General features: G+C 46.2%; 22 protein-coding genes. 12 read left to right on the top strand and 10 right to left on the bottom strand.

Annotated features, from left to right (window positions below; genetic code table 11):
* Window positions 1–356: 356 nt before the first annotated feature.
* Window positions 357–1742, top strand: coding sequence for an argininosuccinate lyase (gene argH / locus QUB63_RS22340; RefSeq protein WP_332947516.1), 1386 nt, complete (start codon window positions 357–359; stop codon window positions 1740–1742).
* 106 nt (window positions 1743–1848) lie between these two features.
* Here argH and QUB63_RS22335 read toward each other — a convergent pair whose 3' ends face one another.
* Window positions 1849–2040 (bottom strand): hypothetical protein, encoded by a 192-nt coding sequence (locus QUB63_RS22335; RefSeq protein ID WP_190738786.1) that lies wholly within the window; start codon window positions 2038–2040, stop codon window positions 1849–1851.
* Between the two features lie 485 nt (window positions 2041–2525).
* Here QUB63_RS22335 and QUB63_RS22330 point away from each other — a divergent pair, with 485 nt between their 5' ends.
* From QUB63_RS22330 to QUB63_RS22315, 4 genes are all read left to right on the top strand, one after another.
* Window positions 2526–2696 (top strand): hypothetical protein, encoded by a 171-nt coding sequence (locus tag QUB63_RS22330; protein WP_332947515.1) that lies wholly within the window; start codon window positions 2526–2528, stop codon window positions 2694–2696.
* 31 nt (window positions 2697–2727) lie between these two features.
* Window positions 2728–2946, top strand: a complete 219-nt coding sequence (locus QUB63_RS22325; protein WP_332947514.1) for a redoxin domain-containing protein — start codon at window positions 2728–2730, stop codon at window positions 2944–2946.
* A gap of 134 nt (window positions 2947–3080) precedes the next feature.
* On the top strand, window positions 3081–3536 hold the full coding sequence (locus tag QUB63_RS22320) for an NUDIX hydrolase (protein ID WP_332947513.1): 456 nt from the start codon (window positions 3081–3083) through the stop codon (window positions 3534–3536).
* 294 nt (window positions 3537–3830) lie between these two features.
* On the top strand, window positions 3831–4637 hold the full coding sequence (locus QUB63_RS22315) for an alpha/beta fold hydrolase (protein WP_332947511.1): 807 nt from the start codon (window positions 3831–3833) through the stop codon (window positions 4635–4637).
* A gap of 330 nt (window positions 4638–4967) precedes the next feature.
* Here QUB63_RS22315 and QUB63_RS22310 read toward each other — a convergent pair whose 3' ends face one another.
* Window positions 4968–5879 carry a pantothenate kinase gene (locus QUB63_RS22310; RefSeq protein ID WP_332947510.1) on the bottom strand — a complete coding sequence of 304 codons (912 nt, stop codon included), beginning with the start codon at window positions 5877–5879 and terminating at the stop codon, window positions 4968–4970.
* Window positions 5880–6197: 318 nt separating this feature from the next.
* On the opposite strand from QUB63_RS22310, the gene QUB63_RS22305 reads away from it, so the two are divergent.
* Window positions 6198–8300: a GAF domain-containing sensor histidine kinase gene (locus tag QUB63_RS22305; RefSeq protein ID WP_332947509.1), complete on the top strand. Its 2103-nt coding sequence runs from the start codon at window positions 6198–6200 to the stop codon at window positions 8298–8300.
* A 200-nt stretch (window positions 8301–8500) separates the two neighbouring features.
* Here the strand turns inward: QUB63_RS22305 and QUB63_RS22300 are convergent, their stop codons facing one another.
* Both QUB63_RS22300 and QUB63_RS22295 read right to left on the bottom strand, forming a co-directional pair.
* Entirely contained in the window at window positions 8501–9286 is a 786-nt protein-coding gene (locus tag QUB63_RS22300; protein WP_332947508.1) for an RDD family protein, read from the bottom strand.
* A gap of 411 nt (window positions 9287–9697) precedes the next feature.
* A complete protein-coding gene (locus QUB63_RS22295; RefSeq protein ID WP_332947507.1) occupies window positions 9698–10576 on the bottom strand; it encodes a glycerophosphoryl diester phosphodiesterase membrane domain-containing protein in 879 nt (292 codons plus the stop codon).
* 210 nt (window positions 10577–10786) lie between these two features.
* Between QUB63_RS22295 and QUB63_RS22290 the strand changes: the two genes are divergently transcribed.
* Window positions 10787–11758: a stage II sporulation protein M gene (locus QUB63_RS22290; RefSeq protein ID WP_332947506.1), complete on the top strand. Its 972-nt coding sequence runs from the start codon at window positions 10787–10789 to the stop codon at window positions 11756–11758.
* Between the two features lie 259 nt (window positions 11759–12017).
* Entirely contained in the window at window positions 12018–12971 is a 954-nt protein-coding gene (locus tag QUB63_RS22285) for a hypothetical protein (protein WP_332947505.1), read from the top strand.
* A gap of 29 nt (window positions 12972–13000) precedes the next feature.
* Here QUB63_RS22285 and QUB63_RS22280 read toward each other — a convergent pair whose 3' ends face one another.
* The 4 genes from QUB63_RS22280 to QUB63_RS22265 form a co-directional block, all read right to left on the bottom strand.
* Window positions 13001–14308, bottom strand: a complete 1308-nt coding sequence (locus tag QUB63_RS22280; protein WP_332947504.1) for a DUF58 domain-containing protein — start codon at window positions 14306–14308, stop codon at window positions 13001–13003.
* 225 nt (window positions 14309–14533) lie between these two features.
* Window positions 14534–15484, bottom strand: coding sequence for an AAA family ATPase (locus QUB63_RS22275; RefSeq protein ID WP_332947503.1), 951 nt, complete (start codon window positions 15482–15484; stop codon window positions 14534–14536).
* Window positions 15481–16839 carry a DUF4350 domain-containing protein gene (locus QUB63_RS22270; protein ID WP_332947502.1) on the bottom strand — a complete coding sequence of 453 codons (1359 nt, stop codon included), beginning with the start codon at window positions 16837–16839 and terminating at the stop codon, window positions 15481–15483. The genes QUB63_RS22275 and QUB63_RS22270 overlap by 4 nt, the downstream gene beginning before the upstream one ends.
* A 6-nt stretch (window positions 16840–16845) precedes the next feature.
* Window positions 16846–17439, bottom strand: a complete 594-nt coding sequence (locus QUB63_RS22265; protein WP_332947501.1) for a DUF4129 domain-containing protein — start codon at window positions 17437–17439, stop codon at window positions 16846–16848.
* Window positions 17440–18087: 648 nt separating this feature from the next.
* On the opposite strand from QUB63_RS22265, the gene QUB63_RS22260 reads away from it, so the two are divergent.
* The 4 genes from QUB63_RS22260 to QUB63_RS22245 all read left to right on the top strand — a co-directional run bounded on the left by QUB63_RS22260 (window position 18088) and on the right by QUB63_RS22245 (window position 23584).
* Window positions 18088–19815: a diflavin flavoprotein gene (locus tag QUB63_RS22260; protein WP_332947500.1), complete on the top strand. Its 1728-nt coding sequence runs from the start codon at window positions 18088–18090 to the stop codon at window positions 19813–19815.
* A 488-nt stretch (window positions 19816–20303) separates the two neighbouring features.
* The gene (locus tag QUB63_RS22255) at window positions 20304–20933 is read left to right on the top strand and encodes a hypothetical protein (RefSeq protein ID WP_332947499.1); all 630 of its coding nucleotides are present in this window, start codon (window positions 20304–20306) and stop codon (window positions 20931–20933) included.
* On the top strand, window positions 20926–22671 hold the full coding sequence (locus QUB63_RS22250; RefSeq protein WP_332947498.1) for a diflavin flavoprotein: 1746 nt from the start codon (window positions 20926–20928) through the stop codon (window positions 22669–22671). The genes QUB63_RS22255 and QUB63_RS22250 overlap by 8 nt, the downstream gene beginning before the upstream one ends.
* Window positions 22672–23023: 352 nt before the next feature.
* Window positions 23024–23584: a hypothetical protein gene (locus tag QUB63_RS22245; protein ID WP_332947497.1), complete on the top strand. Its 561-nt coding sequence runs from the start codon at window positions 23024–23026 to the stop codon at window positions 23582–23584.
* Window positions 23585–23731: 147 nt separating this feature from the next.
* On the opposite strand, the gene pgsA is transcribed toward QUB63_RS22245, so the two are convergent.
* Entirely contained in the window at window positions 23732–24238 is a 507-nt protein-coding gene (pgsA, locus tag QUB63_RS22240; protein ID WP_332947496.1) for a CDP-diacylglycerol--glycerol-3-phosphate 3-phosphatidyltransferase, read from the bottom strand.
* Between the two features lie 252 nt (window positions 24239–24490).
* Window positions 24491–25201 (bottom strand): sugar transferase, encoded by a 711-nt coding sequence (locus QUB63_RS22235; RefSeq protein ID WP_332947495.1) that lies wholly within the window; start codon window positions 25199–25201, stop codon window positions 24491–24493.
* Window positions 25202–25582 lie beyond the last annotated feature (381 nt).

Raw genomic sequence — 25582 nt, 5'->3', positions numbered from 1 at the left:
AGTTTTTTAGAGTCAATACTGGTATAAAAAGTTTGAGCGTTCGGAATGCAAGTCCTTTCTTGCCGAATTTGGGACGAAAGACTTGCATTCTTTGCTACTAAAAGAAGGAAGGAATTGTATTCTTTGCTACGAACCGGAGGACTTGCATTCCTTATTACGAACCGCAGGACTTGCATTCCGATGCGGAGAACCGCAGGACTTGCATTCCGATGCGGAGAACCGCAGGACTTGCATTCCTTATTACGAACCGGAGGACTTGCATTCCGATGCGGAGAACCGCAGGGCTAAAGTCCTTATTACGAACCTGTTTTTATAGGGTTCTGCAAGAGAGATATAATCTAGTTTTACCTTTAGCAATGACAACACAACAGAAAACTTGGAGTCAAAGATTTGAGTCGGCACTGCACCCGGCGATCGCCCGATTCAATGCTAGTATTGGCTTCGATATAGAACTGATTGAGTACGACTTGACCGGTTCTATCGCTCATGCTAAAATGCTGGCAAAAACCGGGATTATTTCCGCAGCAGAAGGCGAACAGTTAGTCAATGGTTTGGAACAAATCCGACGCGAATACCGCCAAGGTCTTTTTGTGGCGGGAGTTGATGCAGAAGACGTTCACTTCGCTGTAGAGAAGCGGCTGACGGATCTCGTCGGGGATGCAGGGAAAAAGCTGCACACGGCCCGATCGCGCAATGACCAAGCCGGCACCGATACTCGCTTGTATTTGCGCGATCGCATCGCCGAAATTCGAGATCAATTGCGAGAATTTCAAGGGGTTTTGCTCGAAATTGCGGAGCTTAACGTCGAAACTTTAATCCCCGGTTACACGCACTTGCAGCGCGCTCAGCCAATCAGCTTGGCTCATTACCTGTTAGCTTATTTTGAAATGTCCGATCGCGATTGGGAGCGCCTCGGCGATATCTTGAAGCGGGTGAATGTTTCGCCTTTGGGGTGCGGCGCGCTGGCCGGGACGACTTTCCCTATAGACCGACATTTTACGGCCGAACTCTTGCAATTTGACAAGGTTTATGCTAATAGCTTAGATGGGGTGAGCGATCGAGATTTTGCGATCGAATTTCTCGCTGCCGCCAGCTTGATTATGGTACACCTGAGCCGCTTGTCAGAAGAAATGATTTTGTGGTCTTCTCACGAATTTGGATTTATTACGCTCAAAGATAGCTGCGCTACGGGTTCTAGCATCATGCCGCAGAAAAAAAATCCCGACGTGCCGGAGTTGGTGCGGGGCAAGGCGGGGAGGGTGTTCGGTCACTTGCAAGCTTTGCTCGTAGTAATGAAGGGACTTCCTTTGGCCTACAACAAAGATTTGCAAGAAGATAAAGAAGCTTTGTTTGATAGCGTCAAAACTGTACAAGGTTGCTTGGAAGCAATGACGATTTTGCTGCGGGAAGGAATCGCGTTTAATGGCGAGATCCTCGCCGCTGCGGTTGCGGAAGATTTTTCCAACGCTACAGATGTAGCAGACTACTTGGCTGCTAAAGGCGTTCCCTTCCGGGAAGCTTACAACCTCGTGGGCAAAGTCGTCAAAACCTGTCTTTCGGGGGGCAAACTCCTCAAAGATTTGACACTCTTTGAGTGGAAAGACTTGCACCCAGCTTTTGATACAGACATTTACAGCGCGATCGCACCTCAGCAAGTGGTGGCGGCTCGCAATAGTTACGGAGGTACCGGGTTTGAACAAGTGAGAAAATCACTGATTGCTGCGCGCGATCGGATCGCCTAAACATCGTCGTTGTTAAATTACTGGACAAATTCTGGCTGGCTATCTCTACGAAAGAACGATCGTGTTGTGCACTTTGGTTCTAAGTTCGGCAGATAGCCTGACTCAATTAATCTTCAGCAGCAGCCATGTCTTTGTCCCGTCCGCCGCCGCTCATGGCGCCCATGCCACCACCGTTACCTCCGTCAAATCGCCTTCTCTTGTTGGAGAACATATCTTGATTTCTCCGCTTGCGAAACTTGCGAGCGTATGCTTGATTTCGTTGTGCCTTCTCTTTCTTGAGATTGCGGCGCTTAGCCATTATGACCTCACTAATAAACATTGACACTCCCCAGGCTTTCACGCCTGGGGATTCTTAAGCTTGACACTTTCACCACTCTTTGTGACTGAGATTCTTCCTTGGGCGAAGTCACTTGCTTGCAACTGGATTTCTCCAGTCGCTTTAGAGGTGTCTTCTCTCCAAGCGTGAATTCCGGTATACCCTACCGTACTCGATCAGTTCTCTTTATGTAGTTAGGTTTTGTTCAAATGCGAGCCTTCCTAAACCGCAACACCTATCGGTGTGACTGCGCGCTCAACTAATCGAGTGCGAGTTTTTACGTTGTCTAGTTATACTCAATTTTAGACCGATGACGATTATACCACACCCTGCACTCTTACGGATCAAAAAGAACACTCTACACTAAAGTCCCTTGAGACCGTTAGCGTTGAGAATCCGGGCCCAAGCGGGACGGCATTTTTTAAACTTTTGAGAAAATTCCTATAAGCACTTGACAAATAACACAAATGACGATATTGGTCGGTGACGTAGCTCCTGTGTTCAGCCGGGCCGACGCTGCCGGCAAACTTGCCCACCTTCAGGCAGATTTTCTCCTAGCGGCGAGTTGTACTCTATTTTTACCCTCGGGACTTTTGCCTCCGGCTGTATCAAAGAAGCTTGCGGAGGCGGTGACATAGACTCAGACTACCAGTCGCGCAATGCCTTGCAGTGCAGGCGCGCCAGCAGACACAAGGCAAAATCTCACAGTTTGCAGCCAAATATCAACTGCCTTTTCCCTTGCTGTGCGACTCCAACGCCGAAGTTGCTACCGCCTACGGCTGTTACGGACTCGAAAAGTTTATGGGAAAAGAATTTATGGGCATTATTCGATCGACTTTCGCGATCGACCCTGATGGTAGGATTGAAAAGGTTTACTGCTTTCGTTAAACCAGAATCTCACGCAGCGGAGATTTTAGCAGATCTCCCAGACCTCTGGCCTGAGTAAAAAATTAAAAATTAAGACTCGATAGCTGCGAGCTAGGAAATCTAAAATTACTTCCCCTAAACAAGCTTTTGAGTTTATGCGTCGATTGTGGCAAATTGTACAAACTGTGCTAGGACTGATTTTTCGACATCCCGTCACTGGTACTGCTGTGATTCCTGTATTGCCTGACGGGCGAATTGTGTTAATTCGCCGCCGCGACAACGGTCGCTGGGCGCTGCCCGGAGGTATGGTGGATTGGGGAGAAGATGTTCCGACGACAGTGCGGCGGGAATTGGCGGAGGAAACAGGACTCGATTTAGTCAAAATCCGCCGCTTGGTGGGCGTTTATTCGGCAGCCGATCGAGATCCCCGCCTCCACTCGATTTGTATCGTGGTGGCAGCAGAGGTCGAGGGAAAGATGCAAGTTCAGGATACGCTGGAAATCAGCGAGGTTGAGGCTTTTTTGCCGGCCGCGATGCCACAGGGCCAGCTCAGCCACGATAATGACCAGCACTTGCAGGACTATTTTCAAGGGCTGACAACTTTGGCTTAAACTGGCGGAGCATCCAAATTTGAGCAAAGTCGGGAATTATCTCGCCGGCTCGTCGATTGAAGAATTGAAGAATTGAAGAATTTTAGATTTACTTCACAGATGAATCAGGAGCTTGAACCTTCGTCTAAAATTTTGCTCTCTCCACGACTCCTGTCGTTCGTAAGTATCGGTTTTTGGGCGGGGTCAAAAGTTGGTAGCTATTCGTGGGGAATTAATTTTTAATCTTTCCCTACTTCAATTTATAATCTCTGAACATTAAATTAATAATCTTTTTATTGCTGAATATTTAACCGGATGTACTCACCGCTACGCAATTCTCGGGTCAAACTCTCTGTAGGGCAAATCTTCTGGCGCGAAGTCGGTCAAGGCCCAAGTTTAGTATTTTTGCACGGTTCTTGGGACGACAGCAGTCAGTGGCTGCGGACGATCGAGCATTTGAGCCCCTACTACCAATGCTTCGCACCGGATTTGCTGGGGTTTGGCGACTCGGAACGCCCGAATGTTCATTATTCGATCGATCTGGAAGTAGAATGTCTCGCCCAATACCTCGATACTTTGAAGCTGCGACAGGTTTATTTAATCGCTCACTCTGTGGGCGGCTGGGTGGCCGCGGGCTACGCAATCAAATATCCCGATCGAGTTCGGGGTTTGGTGTTGTTGGCCCCAGAAGGCGTCAAGGTGGGCTACCGAGGGGCGCGGTGGCAGACGGCTAGCTGGCTGATCGGTAAACCTCCGCTGGCTTACTGGTTGCTGCGATCGATCTATCCAATTGCTAAGCTGCTGGGGGGCCAAAACAAGATTGACAGGCTGCTAAACTTCAGACAGCAGTTGATGCACTCCCCAGTTGCCGTGCAGTTGCTGTTCCGGCGGCGGCGGGCTGAAATTACACGGGAGTTACTTGATGAGAATTTGCCTTTGCTCAGAGCGCCTGTTTTGCTGTTGCACGGTTCTGAAGATACCGTCGCAGCTTCGTCTCTGTGTCAATCCTATGCTGCTCTGGCTCCTAATGCCGAACTGCAATCTGTCAGTCCGGCCCAAAGCAATTTGCCGCAGGAAGTCCCGGATATTGTTGCTAAATATATTCGCGAGTTTGCCAAGTGAATTGGGAATTAGTAATTGGTAATTGGTAATTGGTAATTGGTAATTGGGCCGAAAAGAATTGGGAATTGGGAATTGGGAAAAAGGGAATTGGGAAAAAGGTGATTGGGAAAAAGGTGATTGGGAATTGATAATTGGGAATTGATAATTGGGAATTGATAAAATGACAACTGATTACTGACTACTGACAACTGATACCATTTTTCTAAAGATGTGCTATGGATGAAGTCTTAGCCCCCCCGATGCTTTGGGGGGGTTGGGGGGGTAGTATCTAGCGGTACTTTATGAAATTGGTATGACTACTGACAAGTGACAACAGTCAACAGTCAACAGTCAACAGTCAACAGTTAACAGGCTAATTCCCCAAAAAATCGCTTCAGGTGCGTCAATTACCGAGGAGGCCGTATCGGGAAATGCTGCGGTGAGGTATTGCAATAGCAAAGTTCGATCGCCCCCCGCGACTGCAATTTTGCTATTTGGAAACAACCTCCGCCAATCTTCAATAAAATCTCTAACTCCTGCCACCGCCGCATAGACAACTCCGCTTTGAATTGCCCCAGCAGTATCTGTAGCCCAGCGATGCGGCAGATTGTCTGGTAAGCTGACTGAGGGCAATGCAGCGGTTTTTTGACCTAGGGACGATAACTGCAAACCCAAACCCGGTAAGATTGCGCCCCCAACTAAGCGCCTATTGACATCAGCCCCAGTAAATGTTAAAGCTGTACCAGCATCTATAAGTAAAACTGGCCAACCCAATTGGTTGCCAGCACCCAGTAAAGCTAAAGCTCTGTCAATTCCCAGGGTAGGATAGAGTCCCCCGATCGGCAACTGGTCTAAAGTAATAATTCGGGCTTCAGGATAACTCTGCCAGATTGCTGTTTGCTGGGGAACTACTGATGCCAAAACTAGAGGTAGCGGCACGGCAGAAAGTGTGTGAGGACTAGAAACAGCGCCAGTAGCAGTTCGACAAAGGAGATTGCCAGCAGATATTTCCTCGATCGACCCCATGACTGTTTGCACCAAATATTCGGCTTTTTCCTCCTCACAGAGCGCGGAAACAGCATCAGCTTTGAGATGCTCTGTATCCCATGTTTTCTCCAGAGTTTCGCCCGCAAATAATCCCCAGTGCAGCCGCGAATTGCCGATCGCCAAAGCTATTTTAATCTGCCCTTTACCTATCAATCCAGATGTCAGGTTGGTGGTGGAAGCTGGCGGGGGAAAATTGTCGGCAAGTGAGTTTTCCATTTCGATCGAGCGCGAGCGCCAACATTGAACTAAAGATAGATTTTAGATGAATTTTCTTCGCTTAACCTAGCGGGTAACTCTAATTGATATCTGACGAATTTCAAGGGCGCGCGCTTAATTAGTATGTTCGGCTACAGAGGACACAATTTATATTTATAAATATTTGTAAAGCAAATAATTGCTACGCTCGGGCTGCATGATTTATAATGTCTTAATATATTCCAACAGTCCTAGTAGTGGCGATCGGACTCTTGGCGGGGCAAGCAAATGTGTAAAAAACCAGACTCTATCAAAATACTGTACAAAGGCTGAGTAAATATGTCTTTAAAGATACAACAACCAGAAAACCCCTGGCCGAGATTCACTTCGCGGTTGCCGGAACCTGAAAACTGGAGGCAGGAAGAAGGTCTTTTGTTGCCGGAAGTAGACCAACAAAAAGCCCTGATCGTGCAGATGCAGCAGCAAGTTCAGCTATCAAACTTGCTGAACCAAATTAATAACGAAATTCGCAGTACACTTGACATAGAAGAAATTTTGACATCGGCCTGCAGATTGCTGGGGCAAGCGCTACAGTGCAGCCGCGCGAGTATTTTAGTCAAACAATCCAATACAGAAAAAACTTTAGTCACGCGGGGAGAGTACAACGCGGGGGACTATCCGATGCAACTGGGCATGAAAGTACCGATTACAGACAACCCGCACTTGGCAGCAGTCGTGTCGGGGCAAGAGTCGCTAGCATTGACGAAGTTTCTCGATTTTCCGGGGTTGAACGAACAAACCCGAAAAATTGCCGAAGCTTTGGAGATTAAGTCAATGCTGGCAGTAGCTACTCGCTATCAAGGTGAAGTGAATGGCATAATTGGGCTGCATCAGTGCGATCGCGAACGAGAATGGACCCATTGGGAACAGCAACTTTTAGAAGGGGTAGCATCGCAGTTGGCGATCGCGATCAATCAAGCCAAACTCTACAGCAAAACCCGCCGCCAAGCCGAACGAGAGTCGCTGCTGCGGCTGATCGGCAACCAAATTCGCAGTACCCTGGATCTGGGAACTATCCTGGAAACAGCGGTAAGGGAAGTCCGCCAACTGTTGCAGTGCGATCGGGTAATTATCTACCAGTTTGAAGACAACTGGCAGGGAAAAGTTGTCGTTGAAGATATGACAGTTCCTTGGCCTTCAATTTTAGGAGATATGGGGGCCGATAAGTGTTTCAGGGGAGATTACGCCGATCTTTACCAGCAAGGGCGAGTCAAAGCAATTAATGATATTTTTAATGCCGGTTTAGAGCCTTGTCACGTTGATTTCTTAGACAGTTTGCAGGTAAAAGCTAATCTGATCGTGCCGATTGTTACATCCAGAAGCGAAGAAAATTCACTTTCTACAGCCGAAAGTTCTAATTTTAAATTTCCCGGTAAACTGTGGGGTTTGTTGATTGCTCACGAGTGTGGGGATACCCGGAACTGGCAGCGCCAAGAAATGGAGTTGCTGTCGCAGCTAGCCGACCAAATGGCGATCGCAATTCAGCAAGCAGAACTTTACAGCAAAGTCCGAGAAGCTGCGGTCAAATCTCAAGCTCAAACCCAGCAATTGCAAGCAGCGCTCCAAGAATTGCGATCGACCCAGCAGCAATTGATTCAAACCGAAAAAATGTCGGGCTTGGGGCAAATGGTAGCGGGAATTGCTCACGAAATTAACAACGCTAACAATTTCATCCACGCCAACTTGTTTCACGCTCAAGAATATTTCAAAGTCTTGAACGAAGCTCTCGAATTGTGCGGGAAGGCCTGCCCGGAAGCAGCGGAGGCAATTGTCAGAATCAATGAAGAACTAGAACTGGATTACATTCGAGACGACTTTGGTAAACTGCTCAATTCAATGCGGGAAGGCAGCGCCCGGATTCGCTCGATCGTGATGACGCTGCGAAGTTTTTCTCGCTTAGACCACGCTGAATTTAAAGCTGTGGATTTGCATGAAGGTTTGGAAAGCAGTTTCTTGATGCTGCAAAATAAGCTAAAAACAAATATCAAAATAAACAAACAATACGGCAGTTTGCCGCCTGTCAAATGTCATGCCGGTCAAATCAACCAAGTATTTTATAATTTGATTGACAATGCTTTAGATGCGATCGAGTCAGCCGACAAACCGGGGGAATTAACCATCCGCAGTTGGCAAAGCGAGCCGGACTGGGTAACAATCTCTGTCCGCGATACGGGAAATGGCATTCCGGCGGCAATTCAAGACAAGATTTTTGACCCATTTTTTACTACTAAACCTGTGGGGAAAGGCACTGGTTTAGGGCTTTCTGTTTGCTATCAGGTAATTGTTCAAGCTCACGGCGGCCGGATTCGGTGCGTCAGTGAGGTGGGCGGAGGAACTGAGTTGATTGTGGAGTTGCCGCTTACAAATCAGAGGATAATTTAGACAACTGGGCGGTTGAAACCGCGTCTGTACAGGCTTGCACCCACTAGAGAGCGGGTTGAAGACAGTAGGCGTAGGGTGCGTCGAAGAAAGAAAATCATGCAGCATAAAATCGACAATCTCATAGCGATGCACCTATGCCCTCGCGAGTAGAGTAAACAAACTAAAAAATTATTTTGTAGCCACACTTTTTAGTAATGATATTAATCGTCAACTTGCTGCTGATAGGCGTGATATACAGCCTCTAAAAAGAGATTAGCATCAACTTTTGTCGGCAATTTTGGCAAACCAATGATGTCTTTAACCTGAGTAGCCAGTTGTTTGCTCAATTCATTTCTGGCATTAGGTATCATAGCTTCGCGCCGCTGCAAATACTCTCGAACTACAGCAAAATCTTCAGGCAGCAAGCGGGAGATATCGGCATCTACAAACAGTTTTTTTGCCAGGGATCGAGCCGGTGTTGATACTTTCAATTGAGCAGTCACAGGTTGTTCTTCTTGAATTACGAGGGTTCCTGCTACCCAATCTCCTAAACGTTTTTCCCTCTGGCTGAACGCGATAAAAAATACGCCTATAAAAAACAAGTCGTCAAAAGGCCGCAGCAAAGCCCGCAGTGTTGATTGCTGAAGCCTGACTGGACGGCCGTCATCTCTAATTACTCGGATTTTTACACGACGCTTGCCTGGTGTTTGACCAGACCACATTGTTTCAAAAAATACAAAGTAACCTACATAAATGAAAAAACCAATTAATGCCTGAACTGCTATCAACCAGAGTTCTAAACGATTGGTACTTCCTAGCAACTTGGCAATAGTATCAAGCAATACTGAATTAAATATTATTACACCTACTAGAGACACTATGAGAATCAAACCTAAAATAATATAGTCGATCAGCAATGCGTAGGCTCGGTTGCCAATTCCCGCTAAGGTAAATTCGAGTTCAACACTTTCGGGAGTGTGCAGAGTGAATCGATTAAAAAGTGGCATAAGTCGAAGGAAGAAGGAAGAAGGTTCGGCAACAAGTAATGTACGGGATGTAACGGATAGAAGGAAGAAGGAAGAAGGCAGAGCTTACGTTTAATTAGGTGGGGTTACTTGTCAATATATAGCATTTCTCAGAAAGATGAGGTATGTCTGGTAATGGGTAATGGGTAATGGGGAAAAAGGTAATTGGGAAAAAGGTAAGGGATATGTATTACAAGCTTTCTGAGGTTTCTCTCCCGTAAAGATAATCTTAGTGTGTGCATTCTCCCTGATTATCGTAGCAGAATTTGGTATGCCTCATCTTTATGAGAACGGCTATAGAATAAATTCAGTTAAATTTGGCGTTTTTTATTCATAAATATAGAATTTATTTAGATAGCAAATTTATTGAATAAATCTGGTATCTAAATAAATTCATTTTTGGGTATTTGGCTTGTTTGACTTGCGTTTTTTATCGCTAATTTGCAAACCCAAACCTTCTTTGCGGCTGCGGAGGTCGTAGTAGATAATGGCTTTAATAGCTTGCCAAAAAGGAATTACCAGCGCGCCAAAGCCAACGATCAGTGGCAAAACCAAAATATAATAAACTAAGAAGAATAGACTAGATTCTGAACCCAGAAGTTTAGTTAAAACACCTTGAACGAGCAGGGTAAGTACATTTGACACAATGTAGACCGGAAGAGAGACCAAGAAGGCAACAACAACTATCCACTGAATGCGTCCAACCGACCCCTTAGTTAACTCCCAACTGCGACCGATCGCCGAACTAGCAGTCTGATTGTTCTCGATCGCCAGCGGCAACTCAACAATCAGTAAGCGAGAGATAACTCGGATATATATAATGAAGAAAGCAATGACCGCAACGGCTGCCAGCAAACCTAGAATAAGTCCAATAATTGTGGAATTTTGCCCCAACATACCAGCAGCAACCCCCACTCCGACAGATAACACTGCGATCGCGATCGCACCTGCCAAGTATACTCCAATGTAAATCAGAAATGTCAATACACCCGCCCAGAAAAAACTCCACCTCCGAGGATTAACCTCACTGCGAACATCAGTGACAGTCTCTGGCTTTTCGCTGACTTCACCGAAAGCCAGACGAGAAATGATCCCTAACATGGCAGAAAATTTAGCCCAACCGTAAATCGGAACTAACAACCACAGATAACCATTCAAAGCCAAAGTAAAATATGACTTAAAACGATCGCGATAAATCCGCAAAGCAGCACTAACAACATTACCCACGCTCAAGGGGCCTGTTGGTTTAGAAGGGCTAGGATTTTTAGGCATGACAGGATGGGTGTAATTGTGCTGGAAAATTTACCAGAAAGAATTGGTTTAAAGCCGGAGCCTTTTTCGGGAGAAATTAAAAGAAGACTATTCATTACTGCAATCCTCTTCCTTTCAGGTAGAGGTCGCCCTCATCTGTCAACTGTCACAGGTCAACTGTCAACTGAAAACTATCTTAAGCTATATCTAATATAACTTCGAGAAAACTTCATGAATATTAAACGTTGGATCGCGCGGCGGGAATCGAACTGGAAACGGTTAGACACTCTTTTAACAAAAGTGGAAAAAAAGGGGCTAAAGTCCCTACCTGCGTCTGAAATCCGGGAATTAGCTAGTTTGTATCGGTCTGTTTCGGCGGATTTGGCTAGGGCGAGGACAAACGAAGTAGGTAATATTTTGTTACAAGATTTGCAAAACTTAACTTCTCGCGGCTACACCCAAATTTACCAAGGTTCTCGCGGTCAAGATTGGGAAGCTGTAGTGGAGTTTTGTCGCTGGGGTTTTCCGGCTACAGTACAGGAGACGTTTGGTTATACGGCGACTGCGACGGGTATTTTTTTAGTAATGGCGTTGATTGCTTGGTGGTTTGCTTGGCAAGATCCGCAGTTTTTGTCTCTAGTAGTTCCCGGACATTTGATTAAAACAGTGCGCGATGACGGGAAATTGTGGATGGGTTCAATTGTGGGAATCGAACCTTTAGCTTCTAGCGGTATTATGACTAACAATCTATCCGTATGCTTTGCGGCTGTTGGGGGAGGGATTGTTTTCGGTCTTTACACTGTTTATATTATGGCATTTAATGGAGTGAGCATCGGCGCGATCGCCAGTTTAGTCGCTCAGCACAATTTAGCTTATCCTTTTTGGGCGTTTGTATTGCCTCACGGTGCTCTGGAGTTGCCGGCGATTTTTTTAGCTGGAGGTGCTGGTTTAGCGATCGCCCGGGCAATATTTTTTCCTGGCAAATATCGTCGTGCTGATGCGATGAAATTTTACGGTACTCAAGCTGCACAGTTGGTATTTGGGATTGTACCGATGCTGGTAATTGCTGGTACGATTGAGGGGTTTTTCTCGCCAAATCCTGCCTTTCCCGATCCGTTGAAGTATTTGGCTGGGATTGGATTGTTTGCGCTGTTGGTGATGTATTGCAGTAAAAGGCGATCGGCTACATTGGTGTCAACTTAAGCCTGACAACCTTTGTATATCTCATTTATCGACAAGTCTCGATCCCCCTCGCATACCCCCTACTCCCCCGAATCGTTGCGGGGACTTTGAGGGCTTCCGGTTCCCGCCTTCTTAAGGGGAGTAGGGGTCGAGTAGGGGGCAAGAATTCGGGGGGATCTAAATCTAACGGTCAAACAGCAGTCTGTGAATACATTTGACGTTAAATTGACCAAAATAGCACCTTACCTACCCATATCGAGCCAAGTAATTAATTAAAATCATGACTCTTACTAACATCCGCTTTCCCGAAGACAATCCTTTTGCTCGAATCAAGGTTCGGCATATATTTGGATGGTTATTTTTATTAGGTATGGGCATTTACTTTCAAATAGCAATGATTGGCCATACACGGGGGATAAAGTTCGATAGTAAAGAACCATTAGATCCATTATTTAACGAAATATTTGGAATTTATTTAGGGATTTTGATAGTGGCTTTGGTGTGGCGACAATGCAGGCTAGCCGGAATTGAAATTAAATATCTGGTGGGTAAAGTCCCCGATCGCTACCAATGGTTGCCATTAGTAGGTCTGGCGATCGCTAGCGTGGTTTTTTCAATAAGTGTATTCCGAGTATTTTATTATCCCTTGTCTTTTCTTATACCTTCCTTTGTTGAACAAATACTGACTGAGAGTAGAAATACCGGGATTTTAATCACAGCTTCAAAATCCTTTTCGCCAGCGCTTTACTACTTAATTTTCCCCATCTCTACTTATGTAATATCTCCCCTAGTTTATGCGTCTTTTTTTATGAGTATTCCGCTACACAGATGGGCAGCCAAATGGGGAAATATTACCGCAATAATAGCTATGTGTCTGCTGTGGGGAACTTTGGGATATAATAATTTTATATCGATGATTATTTTGACATTAATCTTCGCAATTTTATATGTAAAAACCCGCAGCTTACTTGTACTAATAATTTTTCTCATAATCAGAAGTCTTTGTTTTACAATTTGGGATTTGTCATATCCAATATTTTTTGACAATCCAACACGAAGCACTTTAGAGATATTTCGATCGCAAATACAGCTAGGCGTCTTGTTTTTTGCTTTGTCAGCCCCTAGGGTAATCGGTTTCATCTATAAAAACTGGTCTGTTCTCAAAGGGCCTTTACCTTACTTTGCGAATGCTGCGGAATCTGAGAAGATTAAACAGTTGACAGTTGACAGTTGACAGTTGACAGTGTGGACAATTGTCAATTGTTAAAGCTGATTCCGAGACTTAAGTTGCAAATATCGGTTAACTAATTGCTCGCTAATTTGATTGGCCGGCGCATCCAAAACCAAAACTCCTTTTTGTTTCAACTGTGCAAAAGCTACCTGACGCTGTGCTAGTAAATCTAATGCTACAGCACGAGTATAAGCAGATGTAATTTCCACGGTGGAAGTGCGAGCGATTTTGTCAACGAGAGGGTCGCGCAAAGTTACGCAAAAAGGTAAATAACGAGGTGCTAAACGCGCTAAGGCGGAAAGCATTTCTGTGGAGGCGGTAACGTCTACTAAATCGGTAATTAGCACGACTAATGCACGGCGAGTTTGTTGATTTACTAACTTAGTTACAGCACCAACATAGTCTGGTTCTAACAAAACCGGCTGAATTGGTGCTAGGCGTTCAATTAATTTCGATAGTTGATGTTGTCCCCTTTCTGGAGGTATCCAAGTCGTGATTTCGCGATCGAATACGCCGACTCCCACGCGATCGCCCCGATTTAGCCCCGCTAAGGCTAAAGACAGGGCTGCATTCACTCCCCAGTCAAAACGCTTTAAACCCTGCACTCGCGCGGTCATCAGCCGTCCCCTGTCGAGTAAAATAACCAAAGTTTGCTCTTTTTCGGGTTCCAAGACTCTGACTAAAGGGCGCGATCGCCTCGCAGTAGCTTTCCAATCAATCAAGCGAGGATCGTCACCAATAGCATATTCCCGCAGTTCGGCAAATTCAGTTCCCATGCCGAGTTTTTGTGATCGACGCATTGTGCCGCTATTTTCCAATGTTAGCCGAATAGAAAGTTCTTTCAACGTCACTAAATCGGGATAAACGGCCACTTTTTCACCCGCAGGTATTGTCCAGTCGTGCCATGCTAAACCCCAGTTTCCCAACTGCCGCACCTGAATATCTCCCCACTGATATTCGCCTCTACTTTTCGGGCCGACTGTATAAGTTAATTCCTCATTTGTGTTAGGATTGAGGGATGCTTCAAGTATCGGTTGAGAGACATCAAATTCTAGCGGATAGGAGTCGCACAGGCGGATTTTAGCTGTTCGATCGGGCGATCGCACTGACAGTAAAATTGGATTGTCTCGCCCGATCGAAAGTCTGTGCAACGGATGGCGCGTCACTTCTACCCGATGGGATTTTACGCGCAGCGCGTCGGTAATAGCTAGACCTACCATTAAACAGTCAAATAGCAAAGTGCCGGTGATGCTTGTCTGGCGATCGACAAACACGGCTAGCAAAAGGGCGATCGGGATTGCGATCGCTAACAGGAAATAAAGGCGAATAGAAGGAATCATTTCGTTTACGGTGGATAAAGATGAGACGGCGGTTGAAACCGCTGCTATACAAACCATGTCCGCCGACGCGGACTGAAGAAATTAACGTAATTTTAACCACCGGATCTTCAACCCGCTCCCGTCGGGTTTTGTCTGTATAAACCTGGTTTCAACCGCCCGGTCTTCAACCCGCACCAGAAGGGTTTTGTTATGGGTAATTCACCGAGAATGATTACGATCTATAATTTACCTCGGTACAGCGACTTGTTTTAATATCGAAGCAATTACCGAATCAATTTGCAAGCCATCTAGCAGCGCTTCTGGTTTGAGGATCAGGCGGTGGCGCAACAGCGGCAGTGCGATCGCCTTCACATCATCAGGAGTAGTATAATCCCTGCCGGCCAGCCAAGCGTGAGCTTTACTGCTTTGCAACCAAGCTACAGCCGATCGCCCAGAAGCACCCAATGCCAAATCCGGATGTTTTCGCGTACTGTGTACCAAAGCTAGCAGGTAATCGAGCACTTTCTCTTCTACTTTGACTCTTTGTACTGCTTGACGGGCGCTAAGTATTTGCTCTACCGTTGCTAAAGATTTTATCCGAGCTAAATCGATGCGTTTGGCGCCAAATCCTGCCTCTGCATTCAGCAACATTTGCTTTTCGGCGGCTGCATCGGGATAGTCAACCACAAGTTTAAATAAAAATCGATCTAACTGAGCTTCTGGTAGCGGATAAGTGCCTTCAAATTCTAGGGAATTTTGAGTGGCGATCGTCCAAAACAAATCTGGCAAAGCCAAAGTCTCACCATCTAGCGTTACCTGCCCCTCTTCCATTGCTTCTAACAGTGCTGACTGAGTTTTCGGCGGCGTGCGATTGATTTCGTCTGCCAGCAAAATCTCAGTAAAAACAGGCCCTTTTTTCAAAGTAAAAGTGTGGCTGTTAAAATCAAAAATATTCGTTCCCAAGATATCCGACGGCAAAATATCCGGCGTTAGTTGAACGCGGCGAAAATCTGCTTGAATCAATTTGGCGATCGCTTTTACAAGTAGAGTTTTCCCAGTTCCCGGTACTCCCTCCACAATCACGTGGCCGCCACTCAGAAGTGCCACTAGCAACTGCTGTATTATGGAAGATTGACCCACCACTATTTTGTCGAGGGCTTGGCTGAGGCGCTGAAAAATAGAGTTTGTTTCGCTCATGTTATATCTTTCCTATTAGAGGGGAGATGTTGACGGATCTGCTCCCATTTACCCAACCAGGCTAGCAAATCAGTATCGCTGATGCGGCGGCGTTTCTCAGATGGCGATCGCAGTAATTCTGCTAATTCTGCCGCTTTTCGCCCTGTTTGCTGCACCCAGGCATTTGTCAGGGTTTCACTTTCGAGCGATGCCTGTCCCAATAATAAAGCTTTTTGCAGTTGTAACTGTTCTTCTTTTCCGATAGTTTCTACCGCAAAATCAGTGCTCTTGGCTTTTTGCAAGACACCCGCTAATGCTTGAATGTAAGCTTCGCTGTTGTCAACCGCCGCCGCTGATAGAGTTACAGGCTGTCCAAACCTGTTCCACCCCGCAAAAATAGCAACGATCAGGATAATTGTACCCTGGATCAAAACTGGAAATAGAGGAGTTTTGGCTAAATAAGTAAATAAATTCCCCTCGGATTCGCGTTCGATAACTTCTGGATCTTTGTAGCCGTGAATGTATTCGTCTACCCAGACTTTATTGATGATTTTACTTGTTTTCTGGCTTGTGCGATCGATCTGACATCTTGCACCAATGTCAATTGGGGCTTTTTCATGGGGAAGGGCGGGTTTATTTAACCTGTCTGTAACTTTCAAAACTGTTGGCGAAGGGGCCCCTACAGGATTATTGATAATGCTGCAAGATGTCGGACCGATCGGATTTTGGATAAAATTCACTGCTAGAGCCTGCTCCGCTCCTTCTATTTCTGTTTCTGCACCTTCTAATTGAGTAACCAGCCCTGCTAAAAATTCATAATTACCCCGAAAATCCTGATAAGCGTTAGCAGCTAGATAGGGTGCAGCGGCAAAAACAACTGTTCCCTTCCCCAGTGTTTTTTTCCAAACAATTGCCCCAAAGCGATCGCCTAAAATTTGTTTTTTGTCGCTGGGAGCTCTCCGCGCTGTGTCAATCTTGATTTCCCCCGCTGAAGCTGGGTGCAAGCTACTAAAAGAAGCTGCTGTCACCGGTGCGCGAACTCCCAAAATCACCAAAGTATTGCCCTGTTTTACCCAATTTTCCTGTAGATCGGAAACAACTTCTGGTATCAAGCTACTATAGATCTGTAAAAATGTACTGGGCGGTTTTTTATCTGGGTTTTTAGCCAACTCTTCAAAAGGTTTTTGCCAGCGCTGAACCTCGGTTCCCCGTTTTGACATAAAAGCATACCATGCTCCGTAGCCGTCCGGCGCTCTATTATAGGTAGAACCGCTGTAGATTTTGTTGTTAGCAGGAGCAAATACCAGGGTAACGATAATTATTGCAGTAATGGCGATCGCTCCCAACAACCACAACCTGCGCTTTGAGGAGTTCATCTATCCTTAATCCTTAATTTGTTGATAAGCTTGCTGACACTGTTCAAAGATTGACGGGGAAGCTTCCGTATTTCCAAAATATAGTTGCTCGTGTATTGCTATCACAGTTTCGTAAGGCCCTCTCTGGGGTAATTCCTGGATTAATTGCAGGTATTCGCCATCAGTGCGACTGGGTTGGTGCACCGCGATGCCCCCATCGTTTAACCGCTGCAACACCGCCATGTAAAGACAGCGGCAAGCTTGGCGGTATTTCGCTTTTTGCTGCAATTTTTGCGATCGCAACAACCACTCTGCTACCGATAAATCTTGACTGGTTTTTTTCGCACTTGCATCAGTTGTTTGATTCCTCTTTTTGAAATTATGAATATAAAAACGCAACAGTTGCCAAATCTGCCAAGTCGCCCAGACTGCGAGCAATGTTACAATTAACCAAAAGGCGGCTTGAGCCATCGCCCACCAGATCGGGGAATCAAACCAAGTTGGGAATTTGATATTCGGTGTATTTTGGGGTGTTTTTAGTTCCCACCACTCCTGTATTCGCTGTTGCAACTGTCCTACTTGCCAATTCACATTGGTTTTGTCAAAGGAACTTTCAGGCATAGCTTTACATCAGTTAATCAATTTGGGATTGTGCATTTGGAATCTTTTTATTCACTCATCTTACTGCACATTATTTATGCGTAAACTGGCGCGGGGGCCAGAAACCCGGTTTCTACGAGTTTTGGGAAGAAAAATCCGAAATATCGCCAGAAACCGGGTTTCTCAGTTGTGGGTGCGTCCGTTTTATTTAAACGCTCGATGAAACTCCGGCGGGCGCGGGGCCAGAAACCCGGTTTCTACGAATTTTGGGAAGAGAAATCAGAAATATCGCCTGAAACCGGGTTTCTGAGTTGTGGGTGCGTCCGTTTTATTTTAAAGCTCGATCGTTCAGTTGACAGTTGACAGCTTGCCCCGAGCGAAGCCGAGGGGTTGACAGCTTGCCCCGAGCGAAGCCGAGGGGTTGACAGCTTGCCCCGAGCGAAGCCGAGGGGTTGACAGTTAAAATCCTAATTTTGTCAATACCCAATCGGTAGATTTTTCCCAAAATGGTCGTCAAGCGAAGCTATCCCCTAGGGAATCGCCCAGACTCACACATTAATAACTTTGAAGTTACTTAACTCCGCCATAAGAAAATTTATGAAGATTTACAAAAGAAACGTGTCAGAATGGAAACAATAAGGTAATGGATAACAGACAAGGAGGCAGAGTATGGTAGCCCTGACTGAACGAGTCCAACGCAGATTGACGGTGGAAAAGGTCGAAATTGCCTCTGATACAACGGCAATTCGATGCCTGGACTGGGATAGAGACCGCTTTGACATCGAATTCGGGCTCAAAAACGGTACAACTTACAACTCATTCATCATTCGCGGCGAAAAAACTGCCCTCGTCGATACCTCGCACGAGAAGTTTCGCCAGCAATATATGGACACTCTGACGGGGGAAATTGACCCGAAAGAAATTGATTATCTAATTATCAGCCACACTGAACCAGACCACAGCGGTTTAGTCAAAGATGTGCTGGCGCTGGCACCCCAGGCGATTGTCGTGGGGGCGAAAGTAGCAATTCAATTTTTAGAAAACCTTGTACACCAACCATTTGAGCGACTTGTCGTTAAAAACGGCGACAAACTAGATTTAGGAAACGGCCACGTTATCGAATTTGTGTCGGCGCCGAACTTGCACTGGCCCGATACTATTTTCAGCTACGACAGCAAAACTCAAGTGCTGTTCACCTGCGATGCTTTCGGGATGCACTACTGTTCTGACAGCACCTACGATGACGATTTAGCGGCGGTTGAGGAAGATTACCACTTTTATTATGAGTGTTTGATGGGCCCTAATGCTCGATCGGTACTCAGTGCAATGAAGCGGATGGCCGAGTTGGGAGAAATCGGTACAGTGGCGACAGGTCACGGCCCGCTGCTCAGGTACAATGTGGTGGAACTTACCGGACGTTACAAAAAGTGGAGCCAAGAACAAGCTAAGGCAGAAACCACTGTAGCGGTATTTTACACTTCCGATTACGGATTTAGCGATCGCCTCAGCCAGGCGATAGCCCACGGAATCACCAAAACAGGTGTCGCCGTAGAAATGATGGACTTGAAAACCGCCGACTTACAAGAAGTGCGGGAACTTGTGGGTAGCGCTGCGGGGATCGTAATTTGTTCGCCGCCGACTAATGGCGCTGCTGCGGAGAATGCCGAAGCTGCTATCAACACAATTTTAGTTGCAGCTAACAACAAACAATCCTTCGGTTTGTGCGAATCCGGCGGCGGCGATGACGCATCGGTTTATCCGCTGCGAAACAAGTTCAAAGAGTTGGGTTTGAAAGAAGCATTTCCCAACATTTTGATTAAAGAAGCGCCGACGGAAGCGATTTATCAAGTTTGCGACGAAGCCGGTACCGACTTGGGACAGTGGCTGTCGCGGGACAAGGCTGTCAAACAGATGAAATCCCTCGATAGCGACCTCGATAAAGCTTTGGGACGCATCAGCGGCGGATTGTACATTATTACTGCTCAAAAAGGCGAGGTTAGCAGTGCTATGTTGGCTTCTTGGGTGACGCAAGCCAGCTTTAAACCGCTGGGTTTAACTATAGCAGTTGCTAAGGATCGGGCGATCGAATCGATGATGCACGCGGGTGATAAATTTGTTCTCAACGTGCTGGAAGAAGGCAATTATCAAAGCCTGATGAAGCACTTTTTGAAGCGTTTTGCTCCTGGTGCCGATCGATTTGCTGGAGTCAAAACTCAACCTGCTACCAACGGTTCTCCGATTTTGACTGAGGCTTTGGCTTACATGGAATGCGAAGTGGTCAGCCGGATGGAACTTTCGGATCATCATATCGTATATGCGATCGTCGATAGCGGCCGCGTCTCCCATCCCGAAGCGCTGCCGGCGGTTCACCACCGCAAAGTCGGCAATCACTATTAGTCAGTTGACAGTTGACAGTTGACCTGTGACAGTTGACAGTTGACCTGTGACAGTTGACAGTTGTCAGAAGCAAGAAGGAAGAAGGCTATAAAGGCTTCGCGAGCGCGTCAAAAGAAGGATGAAGGATGTTTCAACAAGCGCGTTTAACCCCTGATAAATGTCGTTTACATCCGAGGCCCGATCCCCCCTAACCCCCCTTAAGAAGGGGGGAACTGGAATTGATCGAAGTCCCCGCAACGATTCGGGGGAGTAGGGGGTATGCGAGGGGGATCGGGCCTGGGCTACAAACGAGATATTTCAAGGGTTTTAGGCTTTTGAGATCCGTGCGCTGCGCACCAGACGCCGCCAACAGTTGCTTTTTTTTATTTCTTTCTCTCTTCCTTTCTTACTTACTCTGCGTTAGGGTGCGCAACACCTTACCAGGCGATAAAAGTAGACCGGGCCAACTGTTGTCATTCTGACTGCATTTTCACTCTGAGGAATTGCCAATGCGTGCCAATCTTTTAGAAGACCGAGATTACACAATTATTATTGCTAGAAGCCATGGCAGCAGAGACCCCGAACATCCTTGGTACGAGGAGTGGGTAGAAGCACAGGCATCTCTGATCGACTTAGCCAAAAAATGCCAGGAATTTGACAGCGACGGTATCACCGTTTACGAAGCTTCTACTCCTATGTGGAAGTATAAAAATTCTAATGTTGGTCGGTTAGCTGAAATTTTGCAGCGACAAAATACGGAACCAGATTCAGCAAAGCCGACTGCAATTAATTTGGCAGAACCTCTGAAAGGAGCTTTCAGCGATTATTTTCAGCTCAAAACAAATGCCAAAGGCAAGAAAGGAGCCATAATTGTGGCAGTTCTAGATGAAAAACCCGAAAATGCTGCTGCTGTCGCCGAAATTATTGTAAGTGCAGCCAAGAAAATAGATAAAGATGAAGAAATTGGTGTGAGCTTTATCCAAATTGGGGACGATTTGAAAACCCGGGAATTTCTGACTGACCTGGATACCAATTTACAGGCTCAAGGTGCAAGGTTTGACATTGTAGATACCAAATTTTGGCACGAAATCAAAAGAAGTTCTGTAGTTCAGTTTCTCATAGGTGCAATTAATGACTAACACTTTGACTCCTAAACTCGCATCTAATTCCAAACCCCGCGACGTGCAATTTATCCCGCTCGCGCCAGATACATTTATCGTGCGATCGCGCACTTGGGAAAGACTAAAATTTGAAGTCGAGTATTCGCTGCAAAAGGGGACGACAGCAAATAGCTATATTATTCAAGCTGACAAAACTGCTTTGTTCGACCCGCCCGGGGAATCTTTCACCCAAAACTATCTAGATTGTTTGCAGCAGCGACTAGATTTGACCAAGCTGGATTACGTGATTTTGGGGCATTTTAATGCTAACAGATCCGTCACAATTAAAGCTCTGTTAGAATGGGTTCCGCAAGTAGCTTTTGTTTGTACGAATCCAGCCGCGATTGGTTTGCGAGCGGCTTTTCCCGAACAAGAGTTAAACATTATGATCGTTCGCGGAGAAGAAACTCTCAATTTAGGCAAAGGTCACGCCTTAAAATTCATTGCGACTCCGACTCCCCGCTGGCCTGACGAACTTTGCACCTACGATCCGCACACTCAAATAGTGTTTACTGACAAATTTTTTGGAGCTCACGTTTGCGGCGATCAAGTATTTGATGAAGGGTGGAGCGTTTACAGCGAAGATCGGCGCTATTATTACGATTCCCTGCACGCATCTCAGGCGAAACAAGTGCTGGTGGCAATGGATAAATTAGCGGATTTGCCAACAGCATTTTATGCTCCAGGTCACGGCCCGATCGTCCGTTACGGCCTCCACGAATTGAGCAATTTGTATCGGGAATGGAGCCAACAACAAAATTCAAAAGACTTGACAGTTGCTTTGATTTATGCTTCGGCTTACGGCAATACTGCTACTTTGGCGCAGGCGATCGCCAAAGGCATTACGAAAGCGGGCGTTGCTGTTGAAACTATCAACTGCGAATTTGCCGAACCGGGAGAAATTAAAGAGGCGATCGAGAAATGCGCGGGATTTATCATCGGCACTCCCACCCTAGCAGGACACGCGCCGACGCAAATTCAAACGGCTTTGGGAATTGTGTTGTCTACAGCAACTAAGAGCAAATTAGCGGGGGTTTTTGGTTCGTTTGGCTGGAGCGGTGAGGCGATCGACTTAGTAGAAGGAAAATTAAAAGATGCTGGCTATCGCATCGGATTTGAGCCGATTCGAGCCAAGTTTAAGCCGACGGCGGCGACGATTCACGAGTGCAAAGAGGCGGGAACGGATTTTGCTCAAGCTTTGATTAAATCGCAAAAATTGCGGGCACCGAGACCGCAGTTGGCGTCCGGGAGCGATCGCACGGAACAAGCTGTAGGAAGATTGGTAGGTTCGCTGTGCGTACTCTCGGCGCGGCGCGGGGATGTCACGAGTGCGATGCTGGCTTCGTGGGTGTCGCAAGCCACGTTTAATCCCCCTGGGGTGACGATTGCGGTGGCTAAAGATCGATCGATCGAAGCTTTGATGTACGCCGGAGATAAATTTGTGCTGAATATCTTAGCAGAAGGGCGGCAGTTGCGGAAATATTTCATGAAAAACTTTGCTCCGGGAGAAGACAGATTTGCCGGAGTTGAAACAACAGAAGCTAGCAACGGCTGTCCGGTTTTGACTGATGCTCTAGCTTATCTGGAATGCGAAGTGATAAGTCGGATGGAATGCGGGGATCACTGGGTAGTTTATGCGGCGGTTGAAAACGGTCATTTGCTGAAAAATGACGGGGTGACAGCGGTACACTACCGGAAATCTGGGAGTCATTATTAAGCTGCGATTAGGACACGGCATTGCCGTGTCCCTACAAATATATCGAACTTTTTGAACTGGTTCCTAGGCTCTGCCTGGGAACCGATGTAAGCGAGGCTCTGCCTCGCAAGCTGCCATGAAAATTCGAGGCAGAGCCAAAGCATCTGTGTTACCAGGCAGAGCCTGGTAACGAGTAAAGCCACAAACCCAACCATAGTTTAAGGTTTAAACATTGCCTTTTATTTTTGTTTTCCGAGAGTGACAGAAGAGGGGTAAAACCCTCTTACTTTTCCTCTGTTATCCTTCTTCTGTCACTCTCCGAGTATTAAAATAAAGGTGTGAAAAGATACAAATTCTACAAATGAGGTATTATATGCAAAATACTAACCGAAAAAAATCCAGAAAACTTGTGGTAGCTTTCTTAGTGGCGAGCTGCTTGCTCATAACAGGAGGCTTGTTGGCAACCCAAGCTACAATTTCTGAAGCGGCTACCAAACCAGAAGAAGTAATTTGGCAATGTTCTGCATCTGGAGCCAACCGCCATTATGTCGTAGACCAACTGAAAGATGGGGCAAATTTCGATCTGGCTATTTATAAAGTTGATAGGAGCGACCCTTTCGATGAAAACCCAGGAGATTACTTAGAAACTGCAACCCTCACAGCAAACTTAGACCAAAATCGCGCCCTCAAAGCAACAGGCAGAAGTAGCAAGGGAATGATAGTGGTTGAAGCGTTTGGCAGGACAAAAGCTTTCACTGTCAAGGAGAGTGCAGTGGAGGCGGCTGCATCGGGGCAGTGCGATCGATTTTGGAAGATGGCTAGCAGTCAGGCAAGGCGAAAAATTCGAGAGTGCTTGGCAGCAGTTGCCCGCAACAATGGAGGCTCTATTGCAGAAGTCGAGCGATTTGGATGTATGTTTTCCGATCGTAGGTAGGAAACAATCAAACTCATTTAGCTGTTTACGAATTCGACTTTTTAGCCAAGACCAGCGTCATGCGATCGCGTCAGCAGCACAAGGGAATACTTCCAGTTTACCCCATAACACCCTTGGCGGTTGCTATACCTTTGCAGACCAAAGTTGCTATACCTTTTCTGGCCACAGATAAATAGCGCCAGAAATCAAAGTTAAAGCTACAGAAATCCAAAAAGCAATAAGTGTAGGAAAATTCCACGCTTCAGACAGAGGAGCAATTAAAAGTGCGATCGCCACAATCTGACTAACCGTCTTCAACTTGCCCCAAATATTAGCTCCCGAAATCGTAGTTTTATTAACACGCCACCCGGCAATTGTCAACTCCCGCCCCAAAATTAAAAACACTGCCCAAGCCGGGACTTTACCCAACTCAATCAATACTAAAAGCGGCGCGAGCACCAACAATTTATCCACCAAAGGGTCGAGAAACTTTCCCAAATCGGTAATTTGGTTCAGCTTCCTAGCCAAATAGCCGTCCAGCCAATCAGTAGCCGCAGCTACCACAAAAATCGCGGTGCAAATCCAGCGGCTTTGCGGGCTGGGGTCGTACAAACCGTAGAGCAGAAACGGCACTCCCAGCAAGCGAGAAAAAGTAATTAAATTAGGCAAATTCATAACAGAAGGAAGTTCGGCAACGGATTGTATAACGGATGTAACGGATTTAACGGATGTAACAGATGTAACGGATGGATGTTGAAGGAAGAAGGCAGAGGGCAGAGGAAAAAAATTAAGGGCAATTGTTTTACACAATTGCCCTTAATTTAACATTTTTTTGTAGCTCTTTAACTTTTTGCAAAACAGCGTTTAACTTAATATTCATCTCCATCGCAGCTCACAACCAACAGACAACCCAAAACCGCAGCTTGATTAACACGCACCGTGTTTATTCAATACAACCCAAATAGTTTTGCAAATCAGACTGATGTCGTAGACAACAGACCACTTTTCCTGATAGTCGAGATCCATGCGGACAATCTCGTCAAAGTCTTTAACTCCAGAGCGTCCGTTGACTTGCCACTCCCCAGTCAGGCCGGGTTTGACATTTAAACGCTGCCAGTGAAAATCGTCGTAGCGAGCGACTTCATCGGGAGTTGGCGGTCGAGTTCCCACCAAACTCATGTCGCCGACTAACACGTTCCAGAATTGAGGCAACTCGTCCAAGCTCGTGCACCGCAAAAAGCGGCCGACGCGGGTAATTCGCGGGTCATTTTCATTCTTGAAAATGTGACCCTTGGCTTCGTTGGTAACTAGGTGTTGGAGCTTTTCTGCACCGACAACCATCGATCGAAATTTCCAGATTCTGAAATGCCGCCCTTTGAAGCCGCAGCGGACTTGACTGTAGAGCAGCGGGCCCGGACTGTCCAACAGCATCACTACCGCTACGGGTACAGCCACCGCCGCAGCAATTGCCAGTCCCAGCAGCGAGCCCAAAATATCGATCGACCGCTTTGCCTTGCTCGTTACGGATCGGTGAAGCGGCAATTTGGATACACCAATTTTGTAAGTAGGTTTCGGAACAAATAAGGAAAGCATTTCGGATAATACTGATAAATTAGAGGCACCCATCGCAAATTTCATTTGATTCGTCTCAACTTTAACGACATCTCACGTTCATCTTATGAGACTCCCCTAATCATGAGAAGCTGAACTCCAGAGCTTTGCACAATCTTTAAAAAGCAACAACACTTTTATAAAGTTTCTGTGTATTTCCTTTGAAAACGTATAAATATTACGTAAAATCAAGCACATTTACTTAAAAAAGTTACTTCGGGTCGCAAAAAACCCGGTTTTTACTAGGAATATTTGGGGAATACAGGGAGGATTCCACTGAGAAACCGGGTTTTTAGACGTTTACCGATAACTACAGCAACCTTCAGGGCTGTTAGGACTACCGATAACCTCATGAATAGAACCCGAGACCCCTCTACCCTAAACGGTTTGATTCCCATATGTAACTGT

It is taken from the genome of Microcoleus sp. ARI1-B5, assembly GCF_036705795.1.
Classification (GTDB): Bacteria; Cyanobacteriota; Cyanobacteriia; order Cyanobacteriales; family Microcoleaceae; genus Microcoleus.
Note: the sequence above shows the minus strand (reverse complement) of the source record. Positions and strands in the feature narration are given on the sequence as shown.

Coding starts and splice junctions, on each gene's coding strand:
- QUB63_RS22270 (WP_332947502.1), bottom strand. CDS start 16,839: ATGAACTCCTCAAAGCGCAGGTTGTGGTTGTTGGGAGCGATCGCCATT.
- QUB63_RS22310 (WP_332947510.1), bottom strand. CDS start 5,879: ATGGAAAACTCACTTGCCGACAATTTTCCCCCGCCAGCTTCCACCACC.
- QUB63_RS22305 (WP_332947509.1), top strand. CDS start 6,198: ATGTCTTTAAAGATACAACAACCAGAAAACCCCTGGCCGAGATTCACT.
- QUB63_RS22320 (WP_332947513.1), top strand. CDS start 3,081: ATGCGTCGATTGTGGCAAATTGTACAAACTGTGCTAGGACTGATTTTT.
- QUB63_RS22335 (WP_190738786.1), bottom strand. CDS start 2,040: ATGGCTAAGCGCCGCAATCTCAAGAAAGAGAAGGCACAACGAAATCAA.
- QUB63_RS22330 (WP_332947515.1), top strand. CDS start 2,526: ATGACGATATTGGTCGGTGACGTAGCTCCTGTGTTCAGCCGGGCCGAC.
- QUB63_RS22255 (WP_332947499.1), top strand. CDS start 20,304: ATGCGTGCCAATCTTTTAGAAGACCGAGATTACACAATTATTATTGCT.
- QUB63_RS22300 (WP_332947508.1), bottom strand. CDS start 9,286: ATGCCACTTTTTAATCGATTCACTCTGCACACTCCCGAAAGTGTTGAA.
- QUB63_RS22245 (WP_332947497.1), top strand. CDS start 23,024: ATGCAAAATACTAACCGAAAAAAATCCAGAAAACTTGTGGTAGCTTTC.
- QUB63_RS22285 (WP_332947505.1), top strand. CDS start 12,018: ATGACTCTTACTAACATCCGCTTTCCCGAAGACAATCCTTTTGCTCGA.
- QUB63_RS22315 (WP_332947511.1), top strand. CDS start 3,831: ATGTACTCACCGCTACGCAATTCTCGGGTCAAACTCTCTGTAGGGCAA.
- QUB63_RS22235 (WP_332947495.1), bottom strand. CDS start 25,201: ATGAAATTTGCGATGGGTGCCTCTAATTTATCAGTATTATCCGAAATG.
- argH (WP_332947516.1), top strand. CDS start 357: ATGACAACACAACAGAAAACTTGGAGTCAAAGATTTGAGTCGGCACTG.
- QUB63_RS22295 (WP_332947507.1), bottom strand. CDS start 10,576: ATGCCTAAAAATCCTAGCCCTTCTAAACCAACAGGCCCCTTGAGCGTG.
- pgsA (WP_332947496.1), bottom strand. CDS start 24,238: ATGAATTTGCCTAATTTAATTACTTTTTCTCGCTTGCTGGGAGTGCCG.
- QUB63_RS22260 (WP_332947500.1), top strand. CDS start 18,088: ATGGTAGCCCTGACTGAACGAGTCCAACGCAGATTGACGGTGGAAAAG.
- QUB63_RS22275 (WP_332947503.1), bottom strand. CDS start 15,484: ATGAGCGAAACAAACTCTATTTTTCAGCGCCTCAGCCAAGCCCTCGAC.
- QUB63_RS22290 (WP_332947506.1), top strand. CDS start 10,787: ATGAATATTAAACGTTGGATCGCGCGGCGGGAATCGAACTGGAAACGG.
- QUB63_RS22250 (WP_332947498.1), top strand. CDS start 20,926: ATGACTAACACTTTGACTCCTAAACTCGCATCTAATTCCAAACCCCGC.
- QUB63_RS22265 (WP_332947501.1), bottom strand. CDS start 17,439: ATGCCTGAAAGTTCCTTTGACAAAACCAATGTGAATTGGCAAGTAGGA.
- QUB63_RS22280 (WP_332947504.1), bottom strand. CDS start 14,308: ATGATTCCTTCTATTCGCCTTTATTTCCTGTTAGCGATCGCAATCCCG.